The organism is Micromonospora sp. WMMD558, from assembly GCF_049315255.1.
In the GTDB taxonomy this organism is placed as follows: Bacteria; Actinomycetota; Actinomycetes; order Mycobacteriales; family Micromonosporaceae; genus Micromonospora.
Map to the genome: position 1 here is coordinate 1,276,706 of NZ_CP186061.1, position 16,542 is coordinate 1,293,247.

Below are 16,542 nucleotides of genomic sequence, written 5' to 3' on the forward strand. Positions count from 1 at the left end.
GCATGTCGCACGAAGGGGTGACCGGGCGTCCGGCCGGTAACGTGACGGCGTGACCACCGAGACTTCCGACAACTCCGGCTCGGCGCGTCTGTCGCCCCGCCGCGACCTGGAGCCGTCGCCCGCGCCCGTCGCCAAGCAGGTGCCGACCGACCGCACCCACCACGGCGACACCGTCGTCGACGAGTACGCCTGGCTGGCCGTCAAGGACGACCCGGAGACGATCGCCCACCTGACCGCCGAGAACGCGTACACCGAGAAGCGGACCGCCCACCTCGCCGACCTGCGCGGGCAACTGTTCGAGGAGACCCGCCGGCGCACCCAGGAGACCGACCTGTCGGTGCCCGCCCGCAAGGGCGGGTACTGGTACTACACCCGCACGGTCGAGGGCCAGCAGTACGGCGTCCACTGCCGACGGGCCGTCCGCGACGACGAGACGGACCCGCCGATCAGTCTCGACGGCGCGCCCCTGAACGGCGAGGAGGTACTGCTCGACGGCAACCTGCTCGCCGAGGGGCACGACTTCTTCGCGCTCGGGGCGTTCGACGTCAGCCCGGACGGGCGCTGGCTGGCCTACTCGACGGACTTCTCCGGAGACGAACGCTTCACGCTGCGGGTCAAGGACCTGACGACCGGGGAACTGCTTCCCGACGAGGTGCCGGACACGTTCTACGGTACCGCCTGGTCCGCCGACGCCTCGGTGCTGTTCTACGTGACCGTCGACGACGCGTGGCGCCCGAACCGGGTGTGGCGGCACACGCTGGGCACCCCGTCGAGCGAGGACGCGGTGGTCCACCAGGAGGACGACGAGCGGTTCTGGGTGGGCGTCGAGCTGACCCGCTCGGAGAAGTTCGTCGTCATCGACATCCACAGCAAGGTGACCAGCGAGGTGCTGGTCATCCCCGCCGGCAACCCGACCGGCACGCCGGCCTCGGTGGCGCCCCGGCGGCAGGGTGTGGAGTACACGGTCGAGCACCACGGGCACCGGTTCCTGATCCTGCACAACGACGGCGCCGAGGACTTCGCGCTCGCGTACACCTCGGCGGACGCCCCCGGCGACTGGGTGCCGCTGATCGAGCACTCCCCGGGCACCCGGCTGGAGGCGGTCGACGCGTTCGAGAACCACCTGGTCGTCACGCTGCGCACCAACGGGCTCACCGGATTGCGCGTGCTGCCGATCGGCGGCGGCGACCCGCACGACATCGAGTTCCCCGAGCCGCTGTACAGCGTCGGGCTGGGCAGCAACCCGGAGTACCGCACCCGGCAGGTCCGGCTGGGCTACACCTCACTGGTCACCCCCGACTCGGTGTACGACTACGACCTGGTGACCCGACAGATGACGCTGCGCCGGCAGAAGCCGGTGCTGCCGGGCCCGGACGGGCGGCCGTACGACGCGACGGCCTACGAGCAGCACCGCGACTGGGCGCTCGCCGACGACGGCACCCGGGTGCCCATCTCGCTGGTCTGCCGGGCCGGCACCCCCCGGGACGGCTCCGCGCCGTGCCTCATCTACGGGTACGGCTCGTACGAGGCCAGCATGGACCCCTGGTTCTCGGTGGCCCGACTGTCCCTGCTCGACCGTGGCGTGGTCTTCGCCGTCGCGCACATCCGGGGCGGCGGCGAGCTGGGCCGGCGCTGGTACGACCAGGGCAAGCTGCTCGCCAAGAAGAACACCTTCACCGACTTCGTGGCCTGCGCCCGGCACCTGGTCAAGGCCGGCTGGACGGCCGGCGACCGGCTGGTCGCCCGGGGCGCCTCGGCCGGTGGCCTGCTGATGGGCGCCGTGGCCAACCTCGCCCCGGACGCGTTCGCCGGGATCGTCGCGCAGGTGCCCTTCGTGGACGCGCTCACCTCGATCCTCGACCCGTCGCTGCCGCTGACCGTCACCGAGTGGGAGGAGTGGGGCAACCCGCTCGACGACCCCGAGGTGTACGCGTACATGAAGTCCTACACGCCGTACGAGAACGTGCGGGCCGTGGACTACCCGGCGATCCTCGCGGTGACCAGCCTCAACGACACGCGGGTGCTCTACCACGAGCCGGCGAAGTGGATCGCCCGGCTGCGGGCGACCGCCCCGCAGGGCGACTACCTGCTCAAGACCGAGATGGGTGCCGGTCACGGGGGTCCGAGCGGCCGGTACGACGCCTGGCGCGAGGAGGCGTTCGTCAACGCCTGGATCCTCGACCGGCTCGGCCGCGCCTGAGGTGCAAGGAAGGGCCCCTTGTTAACGCCTGGCGTTGTACAGGGGGCCCTTCCTAACACCCGAGCACGGACGCCAGCACCGCCGGATCGACGTTGCCGCCGGTCACCACGGCGACCGTACGTCCGCCCGGCAGCTCGGAGGCGTGGAACAGCCGTGCCGCGACCGCCACCGCCGCGCTCGGCTCCACCACCAGCCGGGCGTCCCGGACGAGCCGGCCCATCGCCGCCCGGATCTCCTCCTCGGTGACGGTGACGATGCCGTCGAGGCGGGCCCGCAGGTGGGCGAGGATCAGCGTGGACGGCGGTAGGCGCAGCCCGTCGGCCATCGTCCGGTAGGTGCGCTCCTCTCCCCAGACCACCACCGAGCCGGCCGCCAGCGAGTCGCGGGTGTCGGCGGCCAGGTCCGGCTCGACGCCGATCACGGTCGCTGCCGGACGCAACGCCGTCACCGCCGTCGCGATGCCCGACGAGAGCCCGCCCCCGCCGATCGGCACCAGCACCACGTCGACGTCGGGCAGGTCCTCGACGATCTCCAGGCCGATCGTGCCCTGCCCGGCGATGATCCGCCGGTCGTCGAACGGCGGCACCAGCACCGCCCCGGTCTCCGCCGCGATCCCCTCCGCCTCCGGCCCTCGACGTGGCGGCGGCACCGTGATCACCTCGACGCCCAGCGCCCGGATCCGGTCGACCTTCACCGCCGGGGCACCCTCCGGGACGACGATCCGGCAGGGTACGTCCGCGGTGCGGGCCGCGTACGCCAGAGCCAGGCCGTGGTTGCCGGACGAGTGCGTGACGACGCCGCGCGCCCGCTCGGCGGCGGTCAGTCGGGCGACGGCGTGCGTCGCGCCCCGCAGCTTGAACGACCCCACCGGTTGCAGGCTCTCCGGTTTCAACCACAGGTCCGCGTCCCACCAGGTCCGCAGCAAGGGGGTACGCAGGACCACGCCCGCGATGTCCGCGGCGGCGACCTGGACGTCGTCGAGAGACACCAGCTCCATCGCCCCATCCTGCCCGGTGCGCGGAACCGTAGACTTCCGGCGTGAGCACGGGGGACGACGGGCCGGCGGACGACGTACCCCGGTCGAGCCTGCGGGCGGCGGCGCGGGACCGGCGGGTCTGGGCCATCCTCGCGGTGGTCGCCGCCCTGCTGGTCTGCTGCTGCTCCGGTGCTGTCGGCACGCTGCTCGCGCTCTCGGCCGGCCTGTTCAGCGGTGGGTGAGCCGCCGTGCAGGATCGGCGGTGTCAAGAGGGGGCCCTTCCTCTACCGGAGGCGTTAACAAGGGACCCCTCCTTACACGCGCAGGAGCGCGGCGGCGTCGCCGGTACGGACCATGCGCTGCCAGCGCAGCCGGTTCCCGATCAGCGCGGTGACCACCGACTGCACCACGACCAGATACATCACCTGCCGGTAGACGACCTGCTGGAACGGCAGGCTCCACAGCGGCCCGAGGCGTTCCCGGTCCAACCGCAGGGCGTACCCGGCGGTCGCCGCCTGGAGCAGGAGCAGCCCGGCCCAGGCCAGCACGAGCGTCGTCCACGGCAGGAACAGCAGCCCGTAGATCGCGTAGACGTCCACGGCCGGCGCGGCCAGCGGCAGCACGATCTGGAACACGGTCAGGTACGGCAGGCCACGCCGGCCCAGCCGGCCGCCGGCACCCGACTCGCGCAGGGCGTGCCGGTGCTTCCACATCGCCTGCATCGTGCCGTAGCACCAGCGGTAGCGCTGGCGCCACAGTTGGCGCAGCGTCGACGGCGCCTCGGTCCAGGCGATGGCCGCCTCCTCGTAGACGACCCGCCAGCCGGCCCGGAGCACCTTCATGGTCAGGTCGGTGTCCTCGGCGAGCGTGTCGGCGGGGACGCCACCCACGGCGAGCAGCACCTCACGGCGGAACGCGCCGATCGCGCCCGGGATCGTCGGCATGCACTCCAGCACGTCGTACATCCGGCGGTCGAGGTTGAAGCCGATCACGTACTCCAGGTGCTGCCAGCGCCCGAGCAGCCGCCGCCGGTTGGCGACCTTCGTGTTGCCGGAGATCGCCCCGACCGTCGGGTCGGCGAAGCCCTGCACCAGCCGGTACACGGTGTCCGGCTGGAACACGGTGTCCCCGTCGACGAGGACCAGCAGGTTCGCCCGGGCGGCCCGGATGCCGGTGTTCAGCGCGGCCGGCTTGCCGGCGTTGGCCTGCCGGACCACCCGGACGCCGCGCAGCCGCATCCGTTCGACGATCTCGGCGGTGCCGTCACTGGACCCGTCGTCCACGACGATCACCTCCAGCGCCGGGTACGCGCTGGCGACCAGGGAGCGCACCGTCGCCGCGATGTTCGCCGCCTCGTTGTACGCGGGCACGATCACCGAGACCGGCTCGGTGACCGCGTACCGGCCGCGGGCCGGCCGGCGGACCCGCCGTACGTGGCGCTGCGCGCAGACCACCTGGACGGCGAGCCGGGCCAGTCCGAGCACCAACGCGACGGCGAGCAGCGCCTCCATCGCGCCGGCCGCCCAGCGGGCACCGGTCTGTGTCCACCGCAGCGCCGTACCGCTCACCCGGTTGTCGAGGCTCGTCGGCACCATCGAGGCGGGCGCCTCGATGCCGTCGGAGACGGTGGTGAACCGGTAGCCCTGTTTCGTGAGGTCGGGCAGCAGCCGTTCCAGTGCGGCGACGGTCTCCGACCGGTCCCCGCCGCCGTCGTGCATCAGGACGACCGCGCCGCGGCCCCGCTGCGGCGTCGCCGCCTCGATGATCGCCGGGACTCCCGGGCGCTGCCAGTCCTTGGTGTCCCGGTCGGCGAGGACCGCGACGTGGCCGGTGCCGGCGGCGGCGAGCAGCGCGTCGTACTCCGGGCCGGTCAGCTCCCCGGGCCCGGAGGAGAACGGCGGGCGCAGCAGGGTGACCTCGCGACCGGTCGCGCCGGCGATCGCCTTGCGGGTGAGGGAGAGTTCCAGGTCGCGGCGCCAGGTCGACGCGGCGCCCAGGTGCGCGTGGGTGAAGGTGTGCGAGCCGATCTCGTGCCCTTCGGCGAGCATCCGCCGGACGAGATCGGGGTGCTCGTTGACCCGGGCGCCGACCACGAAGAAGGTCGCCTTCGCGTCGTGCCGGCGCAGCACGTCCAGCACCTGCGGCGTCCAGCGCGGATCGGGCCCGTCGTCGAAGGTCAGCGCGACGGTACGGTCCGGCATCGCGCGGGTCACCGGCTCGTCCCGATCCAACCGCAGCACCGGCCCGCCGGTCGTCACCTCCTTCGGGACACCCGGCGCGGCGACGTCGTGGCCGTCACCTGCCGGCCCGGACCCACCGGCCAGGCCGGTGACCAACGCGTTGAGGGTGAGTGCCGCGAGCAGCAGCAGCACACCGAGCAGGAGCAGGAACCAGTGCGCCCGCGGGTCCCGGCGGGCAATGTGCCGGGCCACCTGTCAGCTCGGCTTGCCCGGCGAGCGGCTCGGCTTCGCGGTGGGTCGCGGCCCGTTGCCCTGGCCCTGTCCCGGCTGGTCTGCTGGGGTCGGCCGGGCGGCGGGGGTGGCACTGGTCGCCGGCGTGGCCGGTGCGGTGCTGCGAGTGGCCGTCGGGCGCGGCACGGTGGTGCTGGTCGCCGGCTCCGGGCGGGGCGCCGCCGACGAGGCGCCGCCCAGTTCGTCGCGGCCGTCCAGCTCGGCCTCGACCGGGGCGCGGTCGTCGGACCAGCCGGGCACCGTGACCGACGAGTCGACGAAGAGACCGGCCAGGATCAGGGCGAGGCTCGTGAGCAGGCCGAGACCCATCGCGGTACCGGCGATCACGGTGAGCCGGCGCCGCCGGCCCGTCCGGTCGACGAACACCGGCGGCGGTCCGCCCGGCTGGTTGTGCATCTGCAGTTCTCCCGCTGCCACGGGCGCCGATTCCCCGGCGCCGGGCCCGCCGGCCGGGCCTCCGGTGGCAACAGCGTGTGCCCGGAACGGCGCGTTACACGCGGTCAGGTCGTCCGCAGCTCCTCCACCACCGTGCTGGTGCGCAGGAGGAGGACGCCGGCCGCGACCGTCATCAGCACCGCGGCCAGGGCGCCGCCGCCGAGCGCCGCGAGCTGCTCCAGCGGTACGGCGGGCGGCACGGTCACCTCCGGCACCCACTCGGTACGGGTGTACGCCGCCCGGGTGGCGGGATCGTCGCACGGCGGCCCGGCGTCGCAGACCGTCTGCTCGTAACCGCCGCCGGACGGAGTGCCGAACAGGCCACGGGCGAGCAGCAGCCCGACGGTGAGTGCGACGGCGATCGCGGGCACGGCCGGTGCGAGCGCCTGCCAACCGATGGCCCGGCCCAGCGTCGAGCGCGGCACCCCGGTGGCGACCAGCGCCGCGTACGCCCGGCGTCGGGCGGTGACACCCTCGACGACGGCCACCACCAGCCCACCGGCGGCGATCAGCATCGCCACGGCGACAGTCAGGTCCACCAGGTCCATCGTGTCGAGGTAGAAGGGGTCGTCCCGCATACCGCCGCCGACCCGACGGGTGAGGACGAGCGCGGCCTCGAAGTGCGCTCGCAGCCCGGCGGCCCCGGCGCCGAGGAGCACCGCCGCCAGCAGCGCGGCGAAGGTGCGGCTGCCGGCCCACGGGTCGGCGGTGAGGCGACGGGCGGCCAGCAGCGTGGCCGGGCGGCGCGCCCACCGGTGCAGGATCCGGCCGACCGTGTACGAGATCCAGCCGGCTCCGGTCACCACGCCGATCATCGCGGCCAGTCCACCGGTGACCAGCAGGCCCGGCAGCAGCCAGTCCGGCGGTTCGCTCGACCGCCGGTCGTACCAGAGGCCCAGCGGCCGGATCGCGCTGAACGCCGCGAGCCCGGCCAGGATCAGCAGGCCGGGCCACGGTCGCGGTCCCCGGGCCCGTACCCGGCGCACCACCCCGAACGGCGTGGTGGTGACCCGGCGCAGCATCAGTGCGGTGGCCAGGGCCGCGACCACCGGAAGCCCGAGCACGACGGCGGCCACGGCGCCGGCCGGGGGCAGTACGTCGGTGGGCAGGGCGAGTTGGCCCCGCCCGTCGGGCCGGTGCAGCAACTCCCGGCCGCCCAGGTACACCGCGAGCCCCACCACGGTGCCGAGAAGGCTGGCCAGGCCGGTCTCCAGCACCGCGAGGCCGGTCACCTGGCCCGGCGTGGCACCGGCCAACCGGACGGCGGCGAGCCGCCGGTCCCGGGCCGGCGCACCGAGTCGGGCGCACTGGCCGGCCAGCGCCAGCACCGGGATCGTGAGCAGCAGCAGCGCGAACGCCGTACCGCCGCGCAGGCCGGGTTCCCGGAGCAGCGCGTTGCTGTACTGCTCGGACCAGTTGTTGCTGACCTGCTCGGACCAGTCGGTGCCCGGCCCGGTCGACCTGTGCGACGGGGTCGGGATGGCGAGGACGGTCAACGCGGCCAGCCCGGCGAGGGTGGCCAGCAGGGCGCTGAGCGCGGTCAGCGCCACCCGCGCCGCGTCGGTGCGGGTGCCCGCGAGGGCCAGACGCAGCGCGGCGCCCGGCCTCACCGCCGCTCCCCGAGCAGCGGCGCGTCGAGGCCCAGGCCGGTGTGGTCCACGAGGCCGTCGCGGAGAACGATCTCCCGGTCGGCGTACGCGGCGACGCGCGGCTCGTGCGTCACCAGCACGACCGCGGTGCCCTGCTCGCGGGCGAGCCGCACGAGCTGCGTCAGCACCTGCTCGCCGGTGAGCGTGTCCAGCGCCCCCGTCGGCTCGTCGGCGAAGAGCACCCGGGGCTCGGTGACCAGGGCGCGGGCGGTGGCGCAGCGCTGCTGCTGGCCGCCCGACATCTCGCCCGGCCGGGTGTCGGCGAGTTCCGCCACCCCGAGGCGCTCCAGCCAGGTCAGCGCCGCCGTCCGCGCCTCTCGCCGCCCCGTGCCGGCGAGGAGCAGGGGCAGGGCGACGTTCTCCGCCGCGGTCAACTCGGCGACGAGCTGACCGAACTGGAACAGCACGCCGAACTCGGTCCGCCGCAGCCGGGACCGGGCCGCCTCGGACCAGGTGTCGATTCGGTGGCCGCGCCATGTCACCTCGCCCACGTCCGGGCGCAGGATGCCGGCCAGGCAGTGCAGCAACGTCGACTTCCCGCCGCCGCTCGGCCCCGTCACCGCGACGATCTCCCCCTCCGCGAGGTCGACCGTGACCCCGCGCAGCGCGGGTGTGGGCCCGTACGCCTTGACCACACCGCGAGCCTGAAGTTGCGTCACGAGTGCACCTCCCGGTGCCAGTCGGCGACCCGGTCCAGGGTGGTGTGCAACCACCGCAGGTCGGCGTCGAGGTGGGCGATGGCGAAGTCGAGGGCGACGACGTCGTCGAGGGTGGCGGTGGGCGCCGACTTGGCGGCGGTCAGCTCGCGCAGCCGATCGGTGTGGGCCCGCCGCTGGGCGATCAGCCACGCCCGGGCCCGGTCCACGTCGGCCACCAGCAGCGCCACGGTGACCTTCGCGAAGAGCGTGCTGGCCACGTACGGCATCGGTGGCTCGACCTCACCGAGCCAGCGGTCCAGCGCGGCGCGACCCGCACCGGTGAGCGCGTACGTCGTGCGGTCCGGACCGCCGTCGCGTTCCTGCCCGGCGGCCGTGACCAGGCCGTCGCGCTGCAGCCGGCCGAGGGTGGCGTAGACCTGGCCGAAGCCCAGCGGCCGGGCGCGGGGCAACCGCTCGTCGTGGGCGCGTTTCAGCTCGTAACCGTGCCTGGTGCCGGTGGCGAGCAGCCCGAGGAGGACGTGCGGTGTGGACACGTCCGTCACTATTCATCGAGTGAATAGCTAATGTCAACGGTCCCGGCGACGCGCGGCGCGCCGCCGGAACCGGCGAAGGTCAGCGGGCGGTGCCCGTCCAGGCGGGATCGCGGCCGGTGGCGGCGAGGAGCCGGTGCGCGTCGGGCACGCCGGGCGCGGTGGACACGGCCTCCGCGAAGACGCCCATCTTCCGGGGTAGCGGGCCGAGCTGCTCGACCAGCTCGTGCAGGGCACCCACCGCCTCGGGCGCCGGCTCGTACGGCTGGCCCGTCGCGACGGCCAGGTCCCACCCGTGCACGGTCAGGTCCAGCAGCACCATGCCGCCGACCGTCTCCTGCGGCAGCCCCATGCCCGGCGACACACCCGACACGCTGGCCGGGTCGGACCAGGCGTCGATCAACCGTCGCGTCTCGGTCTCGAACCGGTTTCGCCATCCGTCGCTGAGGTGGTCGGGCTTGTCGGCCCACGTGGCGGGGCGCCTGGCCGCCAGCTCCTGGAAGTTCACCACCACCTCGAAGAGGTGGTTCAGCAGGTCGCGCACCGTGAACTCCGCGCACGGCGTGGACAGGTCGAGCTGGTCGTCGGCGATGCCGCGCACCACGGCGACGGTTCGGGGGGTGGCGGCCGCCAGGAGGTCGCTAGTGTGTGTGGCCATAGGGCCAGCGTATGAAGGTGGTCTTGAAGAAATGCGACAGCGGCCGCGCGGGGACGACCGGGGCATCCTCGACCCGGCGCGGCTGCGCCGGGCGGTCGGCTTCCGCCGACGTCTGCCCGCCCCGGTGCTGCGTCGCTGGGTGGAGCACTACTGGCTCATCGACTGGGACCTGACCGAGCCGTTCGCCCAGCAGATCGTGCCGCATCCCGCCGTGAACGTGGTGTTCCGCCGCGACGGCGACGGCCCGGAGACCGGCGAGGTCGCCGGGGTGGGGCGGGAACTCTTCACGGTCACCCTCGTCGGCAGCGGGCGGGTCAGCGGGGTGCAGTTCCGGCCCGGCGGCTTCCATCCGTTCTGGCGCGGATCCGTGGCCGAGCTGACCGGCGGTCGCTGGCCGTTTCCCACGCTGGCCGACCGCTGGCCGCCGGCAGCCGCCCTGGTGAGCGCCGGCGCCGGCCCGTCCCACGCCGGCCGCTGCGGGGGTACGGACGCCGAGCGCTGCCGCACGCTGGACGCTCTGCTCACCGGCTGGGCGCCCGAGCCGGACCCGGTCAACGACGAGGTGATCGACCTGGTGGAATCGATCCGCGGCGACCGTACGGTGGTCCGGGTCGACGACGTCGCCCGCCGCCACGGCACCTCGGTCCGCCGCCTGCAACGGCTGTTCCTGGCGCACGTGGGCGTCGGCCCGAAGTGGGTGATCCGCCGCTACCGCCTCCAGGAGGCCATCGAGCAGGCGGCCGGCGGCCCTCTCGACTGGGCGCGTCTCGCCGCCGACCTCGGCTACAGCGACCAGTCCCACCTGGTCCGCGAGTTCAGCGCGGTCACCGGCCGCACCCCGGCCGGGTACGCCCGCTCGCTCACCTGACCCGACCGCACGTCCCACCGTGGACGTCGCGGGACCACCATTTGCCGCTGACGCTCTTCCGTTCCGGACGATCGTCCCCGACGACCTGGTGGAGGTTACTCTCGGTCACGCCTCGCCGCACCACTCGGCAGGCCCTGGTGTCCTTTGCTCTGCTTCAACGGACGCATTGGTAACGGAGGGCAAGCACGGCAGGTGCCACTCCTTCACGCGCTGGGGCCTGCGCCCCAGCTCAACCGACTCGTGCGTATGTGTAAGCAGAGCAAAGGAGCGCGGCGTCATCCGCGGGCGTGGAACACATGTCACCCACAGTGACACCGACCGGACGTGACCTTCAGTGGCGGCCGGCGACGCCGAGCCTCTGCGGCGAGCGCCCTGGCCGGTGACAGCCGGGCGACGGGCGGCGCGGGTCAGCGGCGGCGGAGGGCCACCACGGCCACGTCGTCGTGGATCTCGGGCGGGGCCAACTCCACGAGCAGCCGCGCGCAGAAGTGGTCCAGGTCGTCGTCGATCCGGGTGGCGGCGGCCGCCAGGGCGCTCAGCCCGTCGTCGATGGTGGCGTCCCGCCGCTCGATGAGGCCGTCGGTGTAGAAGACCAGGGTGGCGCCGTGCGGCAGCACGAACTCCAGGTCCGCGGGCCGCTGGGCGCGGACCCCGAGCAGCGGGGCGCTCTGCTGCACGAACTCCACCCGGCCGTCCGCGTGGAGCAGCGGCGGCAGATGGCCGGCGGTGGCCATGCGGATGTGGCCGGTGCCGGGGTGCAGCAGCAGGACGCAGATCGTCGCCAGCTCCGCCGGGAGCAGCGTCCGCATCAGCTCGTTCACCCGGTGCAGGATCTCGCCGGGCTGGTGCCCCTCGACCGCGTACGCGCGTACGGCATGTCGCAGCTCGGCCATCACGGTCGCCGCGTGCAGCGAGTGCCCGGCCACGTCCCCGATGGCGAGCAGCAGGTGGCCGTCGAGCATCACCAGCTCGTAGAAGTCCCCACCCACCTCGGTCTGGGCGCTCGCCGGCTCGTAGCGGACGGCCAGGTCGAGCCCGGCGATCTCCGGGATCCGGCGGGGCAGCAGGCTGCGCTGCAGGGTGACGGCGATGCGGTGCTCCTCGTCGAAGGAGCGCTGCGCCTCCACCGCCGCCGCGACGGCCTGGGCGAGCTGCACCAGCACCGGCGTACGGGCGGTCTGCGTGGCGGTCGGCACCACCACGTACAGCGGGGCCCGGTCCTCGCGCAGCCGAGCGGCGGCCACCGTCACCGTGTCGCCGGCCGGCCAGTCGACCAGTCCCCACCGGGCCGGGTCGTCCACGCGGACGGTGGCTCCGGTCGGTATGCCCGAGTCGTCGACGACCCACGGCACGATGCCCGCCCCGGCGCTCGGCCCCGCGGCGACGCCGGCCAGGCAGTCGCCGTCGAAGGTCTCGGCGATCACGGCGGCCGGGCACCGGAAGATCTGCGCGGCACCGGCGGCCGCCTCCTCCAGCAGCCGGGCGAAGTTCGGTGCGGCGTGCACCGCGACCGTGGTGTCGGCGAGCCCGAGCAGCCGTTCGGCGAGCAGTTCCGCCCGATGCCGGGCCTGGTAGTAACGCAAAACGGCATGTGCGGTGGCGACCAGTTCGTCCGGCTCGATCGGCTCGGCCAGGTACGCGTCCGCGCCCCGGGTGAGCCCCTGCGCCCGGTCCACCACGTCCACGGCGTGAGCCGACACGTGGATCACCGGTATGGCCGGATGGTCCGCCTTGATTCGCTCGCATACCTCGAACCCGCTGAGGTCGGGCAGGCGGACGTCGAGCACCACCAGGTCGATCCGGTCCACTTCGACCCGCGCCAGCGCCTCCCCACCGGTCTCCGCCTCCAGCACCGTGAAGCCGGCCCGGGAGAGCCAGCTCACCAGCAGGTACCGCTTGGTGCGACTGTCGTCAACCACCAGGACGGTCGCGGGACCGCCGTCCACGGTCAGACTCCGCCCACGGGCAGGGAGACGGTGAAGGTGCTGCCCACGCCGGGCGTGCTGGTCACCTCCAGCTCGCCGCCGAGCAGCGTGACCAGGCGCCGCGCGTACGGCAGGCCGAGGCCGGTGCCACCGACCCGGGTGGCGCCGGGGACCTGGTAGAACTCCTCGAAGATCCGGTCGTGCAGCTCCGGGGCGATACCCAGGCCGGTGTCCGACACCTGGAGCAGCCAGCGGTCGTCGGCGCGCCGGGCGCGCAGCCGCACCTCGCCGCGCTCGGTGAACTTGAGCCCGTTGTGCAGCAGGTTGCGCAGCACCTGAGCGAGCAGCACCGCGTCGGAACGCAGGGTGGCCGGGGCGGGAGGCTCCTCCACCACGAGCTCGACTCCCGGGCGGGTGGCGAGCGCCCGCAACGTGCCGCGCAGTTGACCGAAGATCGGCCGCAGGTCCACCTCCGCCCAGTCCGGCTCGATCCGCCCGGACTCGGCCTTGGCCAGGTCCAGCAGCTCGTTGACCAGAGCCAGCAGGTCGGCCGCGGACGAGCGGATCAGCCCGACCTGCCGGGCCTGCTCGGCGGTCAGCGGGTCGGAGGCGGAGTCGGCCAGCAGCCGGGCGAGCCCGATGATCGCGGTGACCGGCGCCCGCAGCTCGTGGCTGACGTTGGCGAGGAACCGGCTCTTCGACTCGCTCGCCGCGCGCAGCTGGGCCGACTTCTCGTCCAGTTCACCGTAGAGGGCCACCACGCCCCGGTTGGTCTCCTCCAGCTCCTCCGTGAGCTGGTTGTAGAGCGCCATCACCCCGCGGTTGGTCTCAGCCAGTTCCTCGTTGAGCACAGCGAGCTCGTCGCGCTGCGTGCGTACCTCGTCGAGCGCGGCGATGAGCTGCTCGTTCTGCGCGGCCAACTCGTCCAGGGCACTGCCGGGCGCGCTGACCGCGAGTGCGGCGCGCAGCTCGGCGAGGCGCTCGGGGGTCAGCGCCGCGGCGGCGACGGGGACACGTCGGGACATCCTCACGACCGTATCCCCCTCCCGGGCCACCACGTCCAGCGTGTCCACCAGACGCGCCACGGTGCCCGACTGCGGCTCGTACCGGCCACCGGGGAGCCGCCCGACCGGGGCGAGGTCGATCCTGAGGTGGTGCACACCGTCAACGGCGTCGGGAACAGCGGAGAACGTCACGTCCGCCCCGCCGACGGCCCGCAGCAGGTCACGGGCAACCTCGCTGAGCGCGGTGGCGACGCGTACCTGGTCCTGGTGCTCCAGGCCGACGGCCGCCGCGACCTCCCGGCCCCGCTGCCGGACGACGAAGATGTCGTGCTCGACGCGCAGCCCCATCTGCAGCAGCGGCGCGGTCACGGCTCCCCCCGGGCAACCAGGACGCACGCGTCGTCGCGGCGGATGCCGGCGTCCCGCAGAACGGTCGCGGCCACCACGAGGGGCGACCGCCCGGCGAGACCCGGGTAGTCGTCGAGCTGCCAGCGATCCACCACCCCGTCACTGTGCATCACGAGCAGCGAATCGGGTGGGAAGGGGTACTCGTACTCGCGGACCATCGGGCGCTGGTGCCCGACGATGCCGGGCAGGGACACGAGACCGCGCCGCCGTCCGTCCGCCGTGACGATCACGCCGGCGATGTTCCCCACGCCGGCGTACCGGAGCATGCCGGTGGTGGGATCGGGTTCGGCGACCGCGAGCGCGGCACCCCGGGTGTGTGTGATGGACCGGTGGAGGTGCTGGACGACCGCGGTGGGCGACGCGGCGGGAGCCCGGTGGAACGCGTCGATCGCGGCTCCGGTGGCCGCGGCCGCGAGCGGCCCGTGCCCCAGGCCGTCACAGGTGAGCAGCTGACGCCGGCCCTCGACGATCCGCCAGGCGTACCCGTCGCCGCTGACCGACTCCCCGGTGAGGGGACGGGTGAGCGCACCGACCCACCGAGGCCCGGGCCGGGCCTCCGGCGGCCACACCTGCACGGCGAGCACGGTGCCGCGGCCCGGCCGGGAGTACGCGTCGAACCAGGTCGCCTGCCGGGCGATCGCGCCGAGGCCGATGCCGAGCGTGCCGGTGGTGGAGTGGCCGTCCCGGGAGGAGACGGTAAGGTCGGCCATGCCCGGGCCGGTGTCCACGGCGACCAGCTCCACGCCGGCCTCTCGCTCGGCCCGGACCGGCCGGAGCAGCAGCATCCCCCCGTCCGCGTGCTTGACCAGGTTGCTGGTCAGCTCGGCGGCGACGATGGCGAGGTCGGCGGTGCGGGCCGGGCTGAGGCCCAGCTCGGTGCCGAGCCGCTCGGCCGCCCGCCGTACGGCGCTGGCGGTGCTGCCGGCCTCGACCCGGAACCAGTCGCCGCGGTCGGAGACCGCGTCGCCGGTCATCGGGACCACTTGATGACCGTGACCGTGGTGCCCTCGCCCGGGCCGGTGCGGATGTCGAACTCGTCCACCAGCCGGCGGGCGCCGCTCAGGCCGAGACCGAGCCCGCCGCCCGTGGTGTAGCCGTCGGTGAGGGCCAGGTCGAGGTCGGCGATGCCGGGGCCGGTGTCGGCGAAGACGATCCGGACACCGCGCCGCCTGCCGTTGTCGACGGTGGCCACCTCGACCGTGCCGCCGCCGCCGTAGACGAGGGTGTTGCGGGCCAGTTCGCTCGCCGCGGTGACCACCTTCGTCTGGTCGACCAGGGAGAGCTTGACCGCGACCGCGACCGTCCGCACCAACTGGCGGACCCGGACGACGTCCTCGTCGCTGTGGATCGCCTGCGCCTGCGGCTGGCCCAGCTCCAGGCCCGTCGTCACGGCGAGGCCGTCGTCTCGGAGTCCGGTTCGTCGTCGAGGTCCTCGGCGTAATCGTCGGCGCGTGCCCGCGCGATCAACTCCATGCCCCGTTCGACGTTCAGGGCGGTGCGGATCCCGTTCAGTGACAGCCCCAACTCGACGAGGGTGATGGCGACCGCGGGCCGCATCCCGACGACCACCGTCTCGGCGTCGAGCACCTTCGAGATCGACGCGATGGTGGAGAGCATCCGCCCGACGAACGAGTCCACGATGTCCAGGGCGGTGATGTCGATGACCACGCCGTGGCAGCCGGTGGCGACGATCCGCTCGGCCAGGTCCTCCTGGAGCTGGACGGCCGTCTGGTCGGACATGTCGACCTGGATCGACACCAGCAGGATGTCGCCGATCTTGAGAATCGGCACCCGCTCCATCAGATCTCCCGGCGGGTCGTGCGGCGGCTGGCCTCGACCCCGGTGAGCCGAAGCACGTGCCGCAGCGCGTCGGCGAGACTGGCCTTCGTGGCGATGTCGCCGAACTCGATGCCCAGAGCAACGATGGTCTGCGCGATCTGCGGGCGGATGCCGGAGATGATGCAGTCGGCGCCCATCAGCCGGGCGGCCACCACGGTCTTGAGGATGTGCTGGGCGACCTGGGTGTCCACCGCCGGCACACCGGTGATGTCGATGATCGCGTACGGCGAGCCGGTGTCGACGAGGGTCTGCAGCAGCCGCTCCATCACCACCTGGGCGCGGGCGGAGTCGAGGGTGCCGACCAGCGGGACGGCGACCACGCCCTCCCACAGCTTCACCACCGGGGTGGACAGCTCCAGCAGTTGCTCGGCCTGGTCGGCGATCAGGCTCTCGCGGGTGCGGACGAAGCTCTCGAAGGTGAACAGGCCCATCTGGTCGACCAGGGCGGAGAACGCCACGAAGTCGCGGAGTGCGGTGTCGCTCCGCTCGGCGTCCAGCAGCTCCAGCAGGACCTCCTTGAGGGCGAACACGCTGACCGCCGTCTCGGTGGCGGAGAAGCCCTGCCGGGCGCGGTTGTGGGACAGCTCGGCGAGAACCGCCCGCAGCTCGGCCGCCGGCTCGGTCTCCAGGTCGAGGGCGCCCTGCTCACTCACCGCCACGAGGCTGCGGTACAGCTCCTGTACCTGCCGGCGCAGCTCGGCCTGGCTGAGCCGCCCCCGCAGCGAGTCGGTGACGACCTCCGTCCACCGCTGTGTGACCTGGTCGCCGTGGCTGGTCAACAGACCCGCCAGTCGACTGCTCTCCTCGGCGCTCAACGCCATGGCAAACCCCCTCAGCCTGGACCGGGCGGACTCTATCACCGCACACCCGTCAACTACTTGTCACGGTGCAAAGGAATGACGGGCGCCTCAGGACATCGG

Annotated in this window: 16 protein-coding genes; 3 read left to right on the plus strand and 13 right to left on the minus strand. The window is 73.5% G+C overall.

Annotation, left to right across the window (positions count from 1 at the left end; all coding sequences use genetic code 11):
• Nucleotides 1–106 precede the first annotated feature (106 nt).
• A complete protein-coding gene (locus ACN26Y_RS06110; RefSeq protein ID WP_422734903.1) occupies nt 107–2,200 on the plus strand; it encodes a S9 family peptidase in 2,094 nt (697 codons plus the stop codon).
• A gap of 52 nt (nt 2,201–2,252) precedes the next feature.
• Here ACN26Y_RS06110 and ACN26Y_RS06115 read toward each other — a convergent pair whose 3' ends face one another.
• Entirely contained in the window at nt 2,253–3,197 is a 945-nt protein-coding gene (locus ACN26Y_RS06115) for a threonine ammonia-lyase (RefSeq protein WP_422734452.1), read from the minus strand.
• A 41-nt stretch (nt 3,198–3,238) separates the two neighbouring features.
• Here ACN26Y_RS06115 and ACN26Y_RS06120 point away from each other — a divergent pair, with 41 nt between their 5' ends.
• On the plus strand, nt 3,239–3,418 hold the full coding sequence (locus ACN26Y_RS06120; RefSeq protein ID WP_155329343.1) for a hypothetical protein: 180 nt from the start codon (nt 3,239–3,241) through the stop codon (nt 3,416–3,418).
• Nucleotides 3,419–3,490: 72 nt separating this feature from the next.
• Here the strand turns inward: ACN26Y_RS06120 and ACN26Y_RS06125 are convergent, their stop codons facing one another.
• The 6 genes from ACN26Y_RS06125 to ACN26Y_RS06150 all read right to left on the minus strand — a co-directional run bounded on the left by ACN26Y_RS06125 (nt 3,491) and on the right by ACN26Y_RS06150 (nt 9,578).
• Nucleotides 3,491–5,608, minus strand: a complete 2,118-nt coding sequence (locus ACN26Y_RS06125; protein ID WP_155329344.1) for a bifunctional polysaccharide deacetylase/glycosyltransferase family 2 protein — start codon at nt 5,606–5,608, stop codon at nt 3,491–3,493.
• A gap of 3 nt (nt 5,609–5,611) precedes the next feature.
• Complete coding sequence (locus ACN26Y_RS06130) at nt 5,612–6,043, minus strand: hypothetical protein (protein ID WP_422734453.1); 432 nt, start codon at nt 6,041–6,043, stop codon at nt 5,612–5,614.
• A gap of 104 nt (nt 6,044–6,147) precedes the next feature.
• Nucleotides 6,148–7,692: an FtsX-like permease family protein gene (locus ACN26Y_RS06135; protein WP_155329346.1), complete on the minus strand. Its 1,545-nt coding sequence runs from the start codon at nt 7,690–7,692 to the stop codon at nt 6,148–6,150.
• Complete coding sequence (locus tag ACN26Y_RS06140) at nt 7,689–8,390, minus strand: ABC transporter ATP-binding protein (protein WP_422734454.1); 702 nt, start codon at nt 8,388–8,390, stop codon at nt 7,689–7,691. Before ACN26Y_RS06140 ends, ACN26Y_RS06135 begins: the two co-directional genes overlap by 4 nt.
• Nucleotides 8,387–8,923, minus strand: coding sequence for a PadR family transcriptional regulator (locus ACN26Y_RS06145; RefSeq protein ID WP_155329348.1), 537 nt, complete (start codon nt 8,921–8,923; stop codon nt 8,387–8,389). Before ACN26Y_RS06145 ends, ACN26Y_RS06140 begins: the two co-directional genes overlap by 4 nt.
• A gap of 79 nt (nt 8,924–9,002) precedes the next feature.
• A complete protein-coding gene (locus ACN26Y_RS06150) occupies nt 9,003–9,578 on the minus strand; it encodes a TIGR03086 family metal-binding protein (RefSeq protein ID WP_155329349.1) in 576 nt (191 codons plus the stop codon).
• Nucleotides 9,579–9,609: 31 nt separating this feature from the next.
• On the opposite strand from ACN26Y_RS06150, the gene ACN26Y_RS06155 reads away from it, so the two are divergent.
• Nucleotides 9,610–10,446 (plus strand): helix-turn-helix domain-containing protein, encoded by an 837-nt coding sequence (locus ACN26Y_RS06155; RefSeq protein WP_155329350.1) that lies wholly within the window; start codon nt 9,610–9,612, stop codon nt 10,444–10,446.
• 407 nt (nt 10,447–10,853) lie between these two features.
• Here the strand turns inward: ACN26Y_RS06155 and ACN26Y_RS06160 are convergent, their stop codons facing one another.
• The 6 genes from ACN26Y_RS06160 to ACN26Y_RS06185 are packed head-to-tail and all read right to left on the minus strand — an operon-like array spanning nt 10,854 to nt 16,443.
• Nucleotides 10,854–12,392, minus strand: a complete 1,539-nt coding sequence (locus ACN26Y_RS06160) for a SpoIIE family protein phosphatase (protein ID WP_422734455.1) — start codon at nt 12,390–12,392, stop codon at nt 10,854–10,856.
• Nucleotides 12,393–12,394: 2 nt separating this feature from the next.
• On the minus strand, nt 12,395–13,744 hold the full coding sequence (locus tag ACN26Y_RS06165; RefSeq protein WP_155329352.1) for a sensor histidine kinase: 1,350 nt from the start codon (nt 13,742–13,744) through the stop codon (nt 12,395–12,397).
• Entirely contained in the window at nt 13,741–14,757 is a 1,017-nt protein-coding gene (locus tag ACN26Y_RS06170; protein WP_155329353.1) for a SpoIIE family protein phosphatase, read from the minus strand. Before ACN26Y_RS06170 ends, ACN26Y_RS06165 begins: the two co-directional genes overlap by 4 nt.
• On the minus strand, nt 14,754–15,173 hold the full coding sequence (locus ACN26Y_RS06175; protein WP_155329354.1) for an ATP-binding protein: 420 nt from the start codon (nt 15,171–15,173) through the stop codon (nt 14,754–14,756). Before ACN26Y_RS06175 ends, ACN26Y_RS06170 begins: the two co-directional genes overlap by 4 nt.
• Nucleotides 15,170–15,583 carry an STAS domain-containing protein gene (locus ACN26Y_RS06180; protein ID WP_155329355.1) on the minus strand — a complete coding sequence of 138 codons (414 nt, stop codon included), beginning with the start codon at nt 15,581–15,583 and terminating at the stop codon, nt 15,170–15,172. The genes ACN26Y_RS06175 and ACN26Y_RS06180 overlap by 4 nt, the downstream gene beginning before the upstream one ends.
• Nucleotides 15,583–16,443, minus strand: coding sequence for an STAS domain-containing protein (locus ACN26Y_RS06185; RefSeq protein ID WP_155329356.1), 861 nt, complete (start codon nt 16,441–16,443; stop codon nt 15,583–15,585). Before ACN26Y_RS06185 ends, ACN26Y_RS06180 begins: the two co-directional genes overlap by 1 nt.
• Nucleotides 16,444–16,542: the final 99 nt, after the last annotated feature.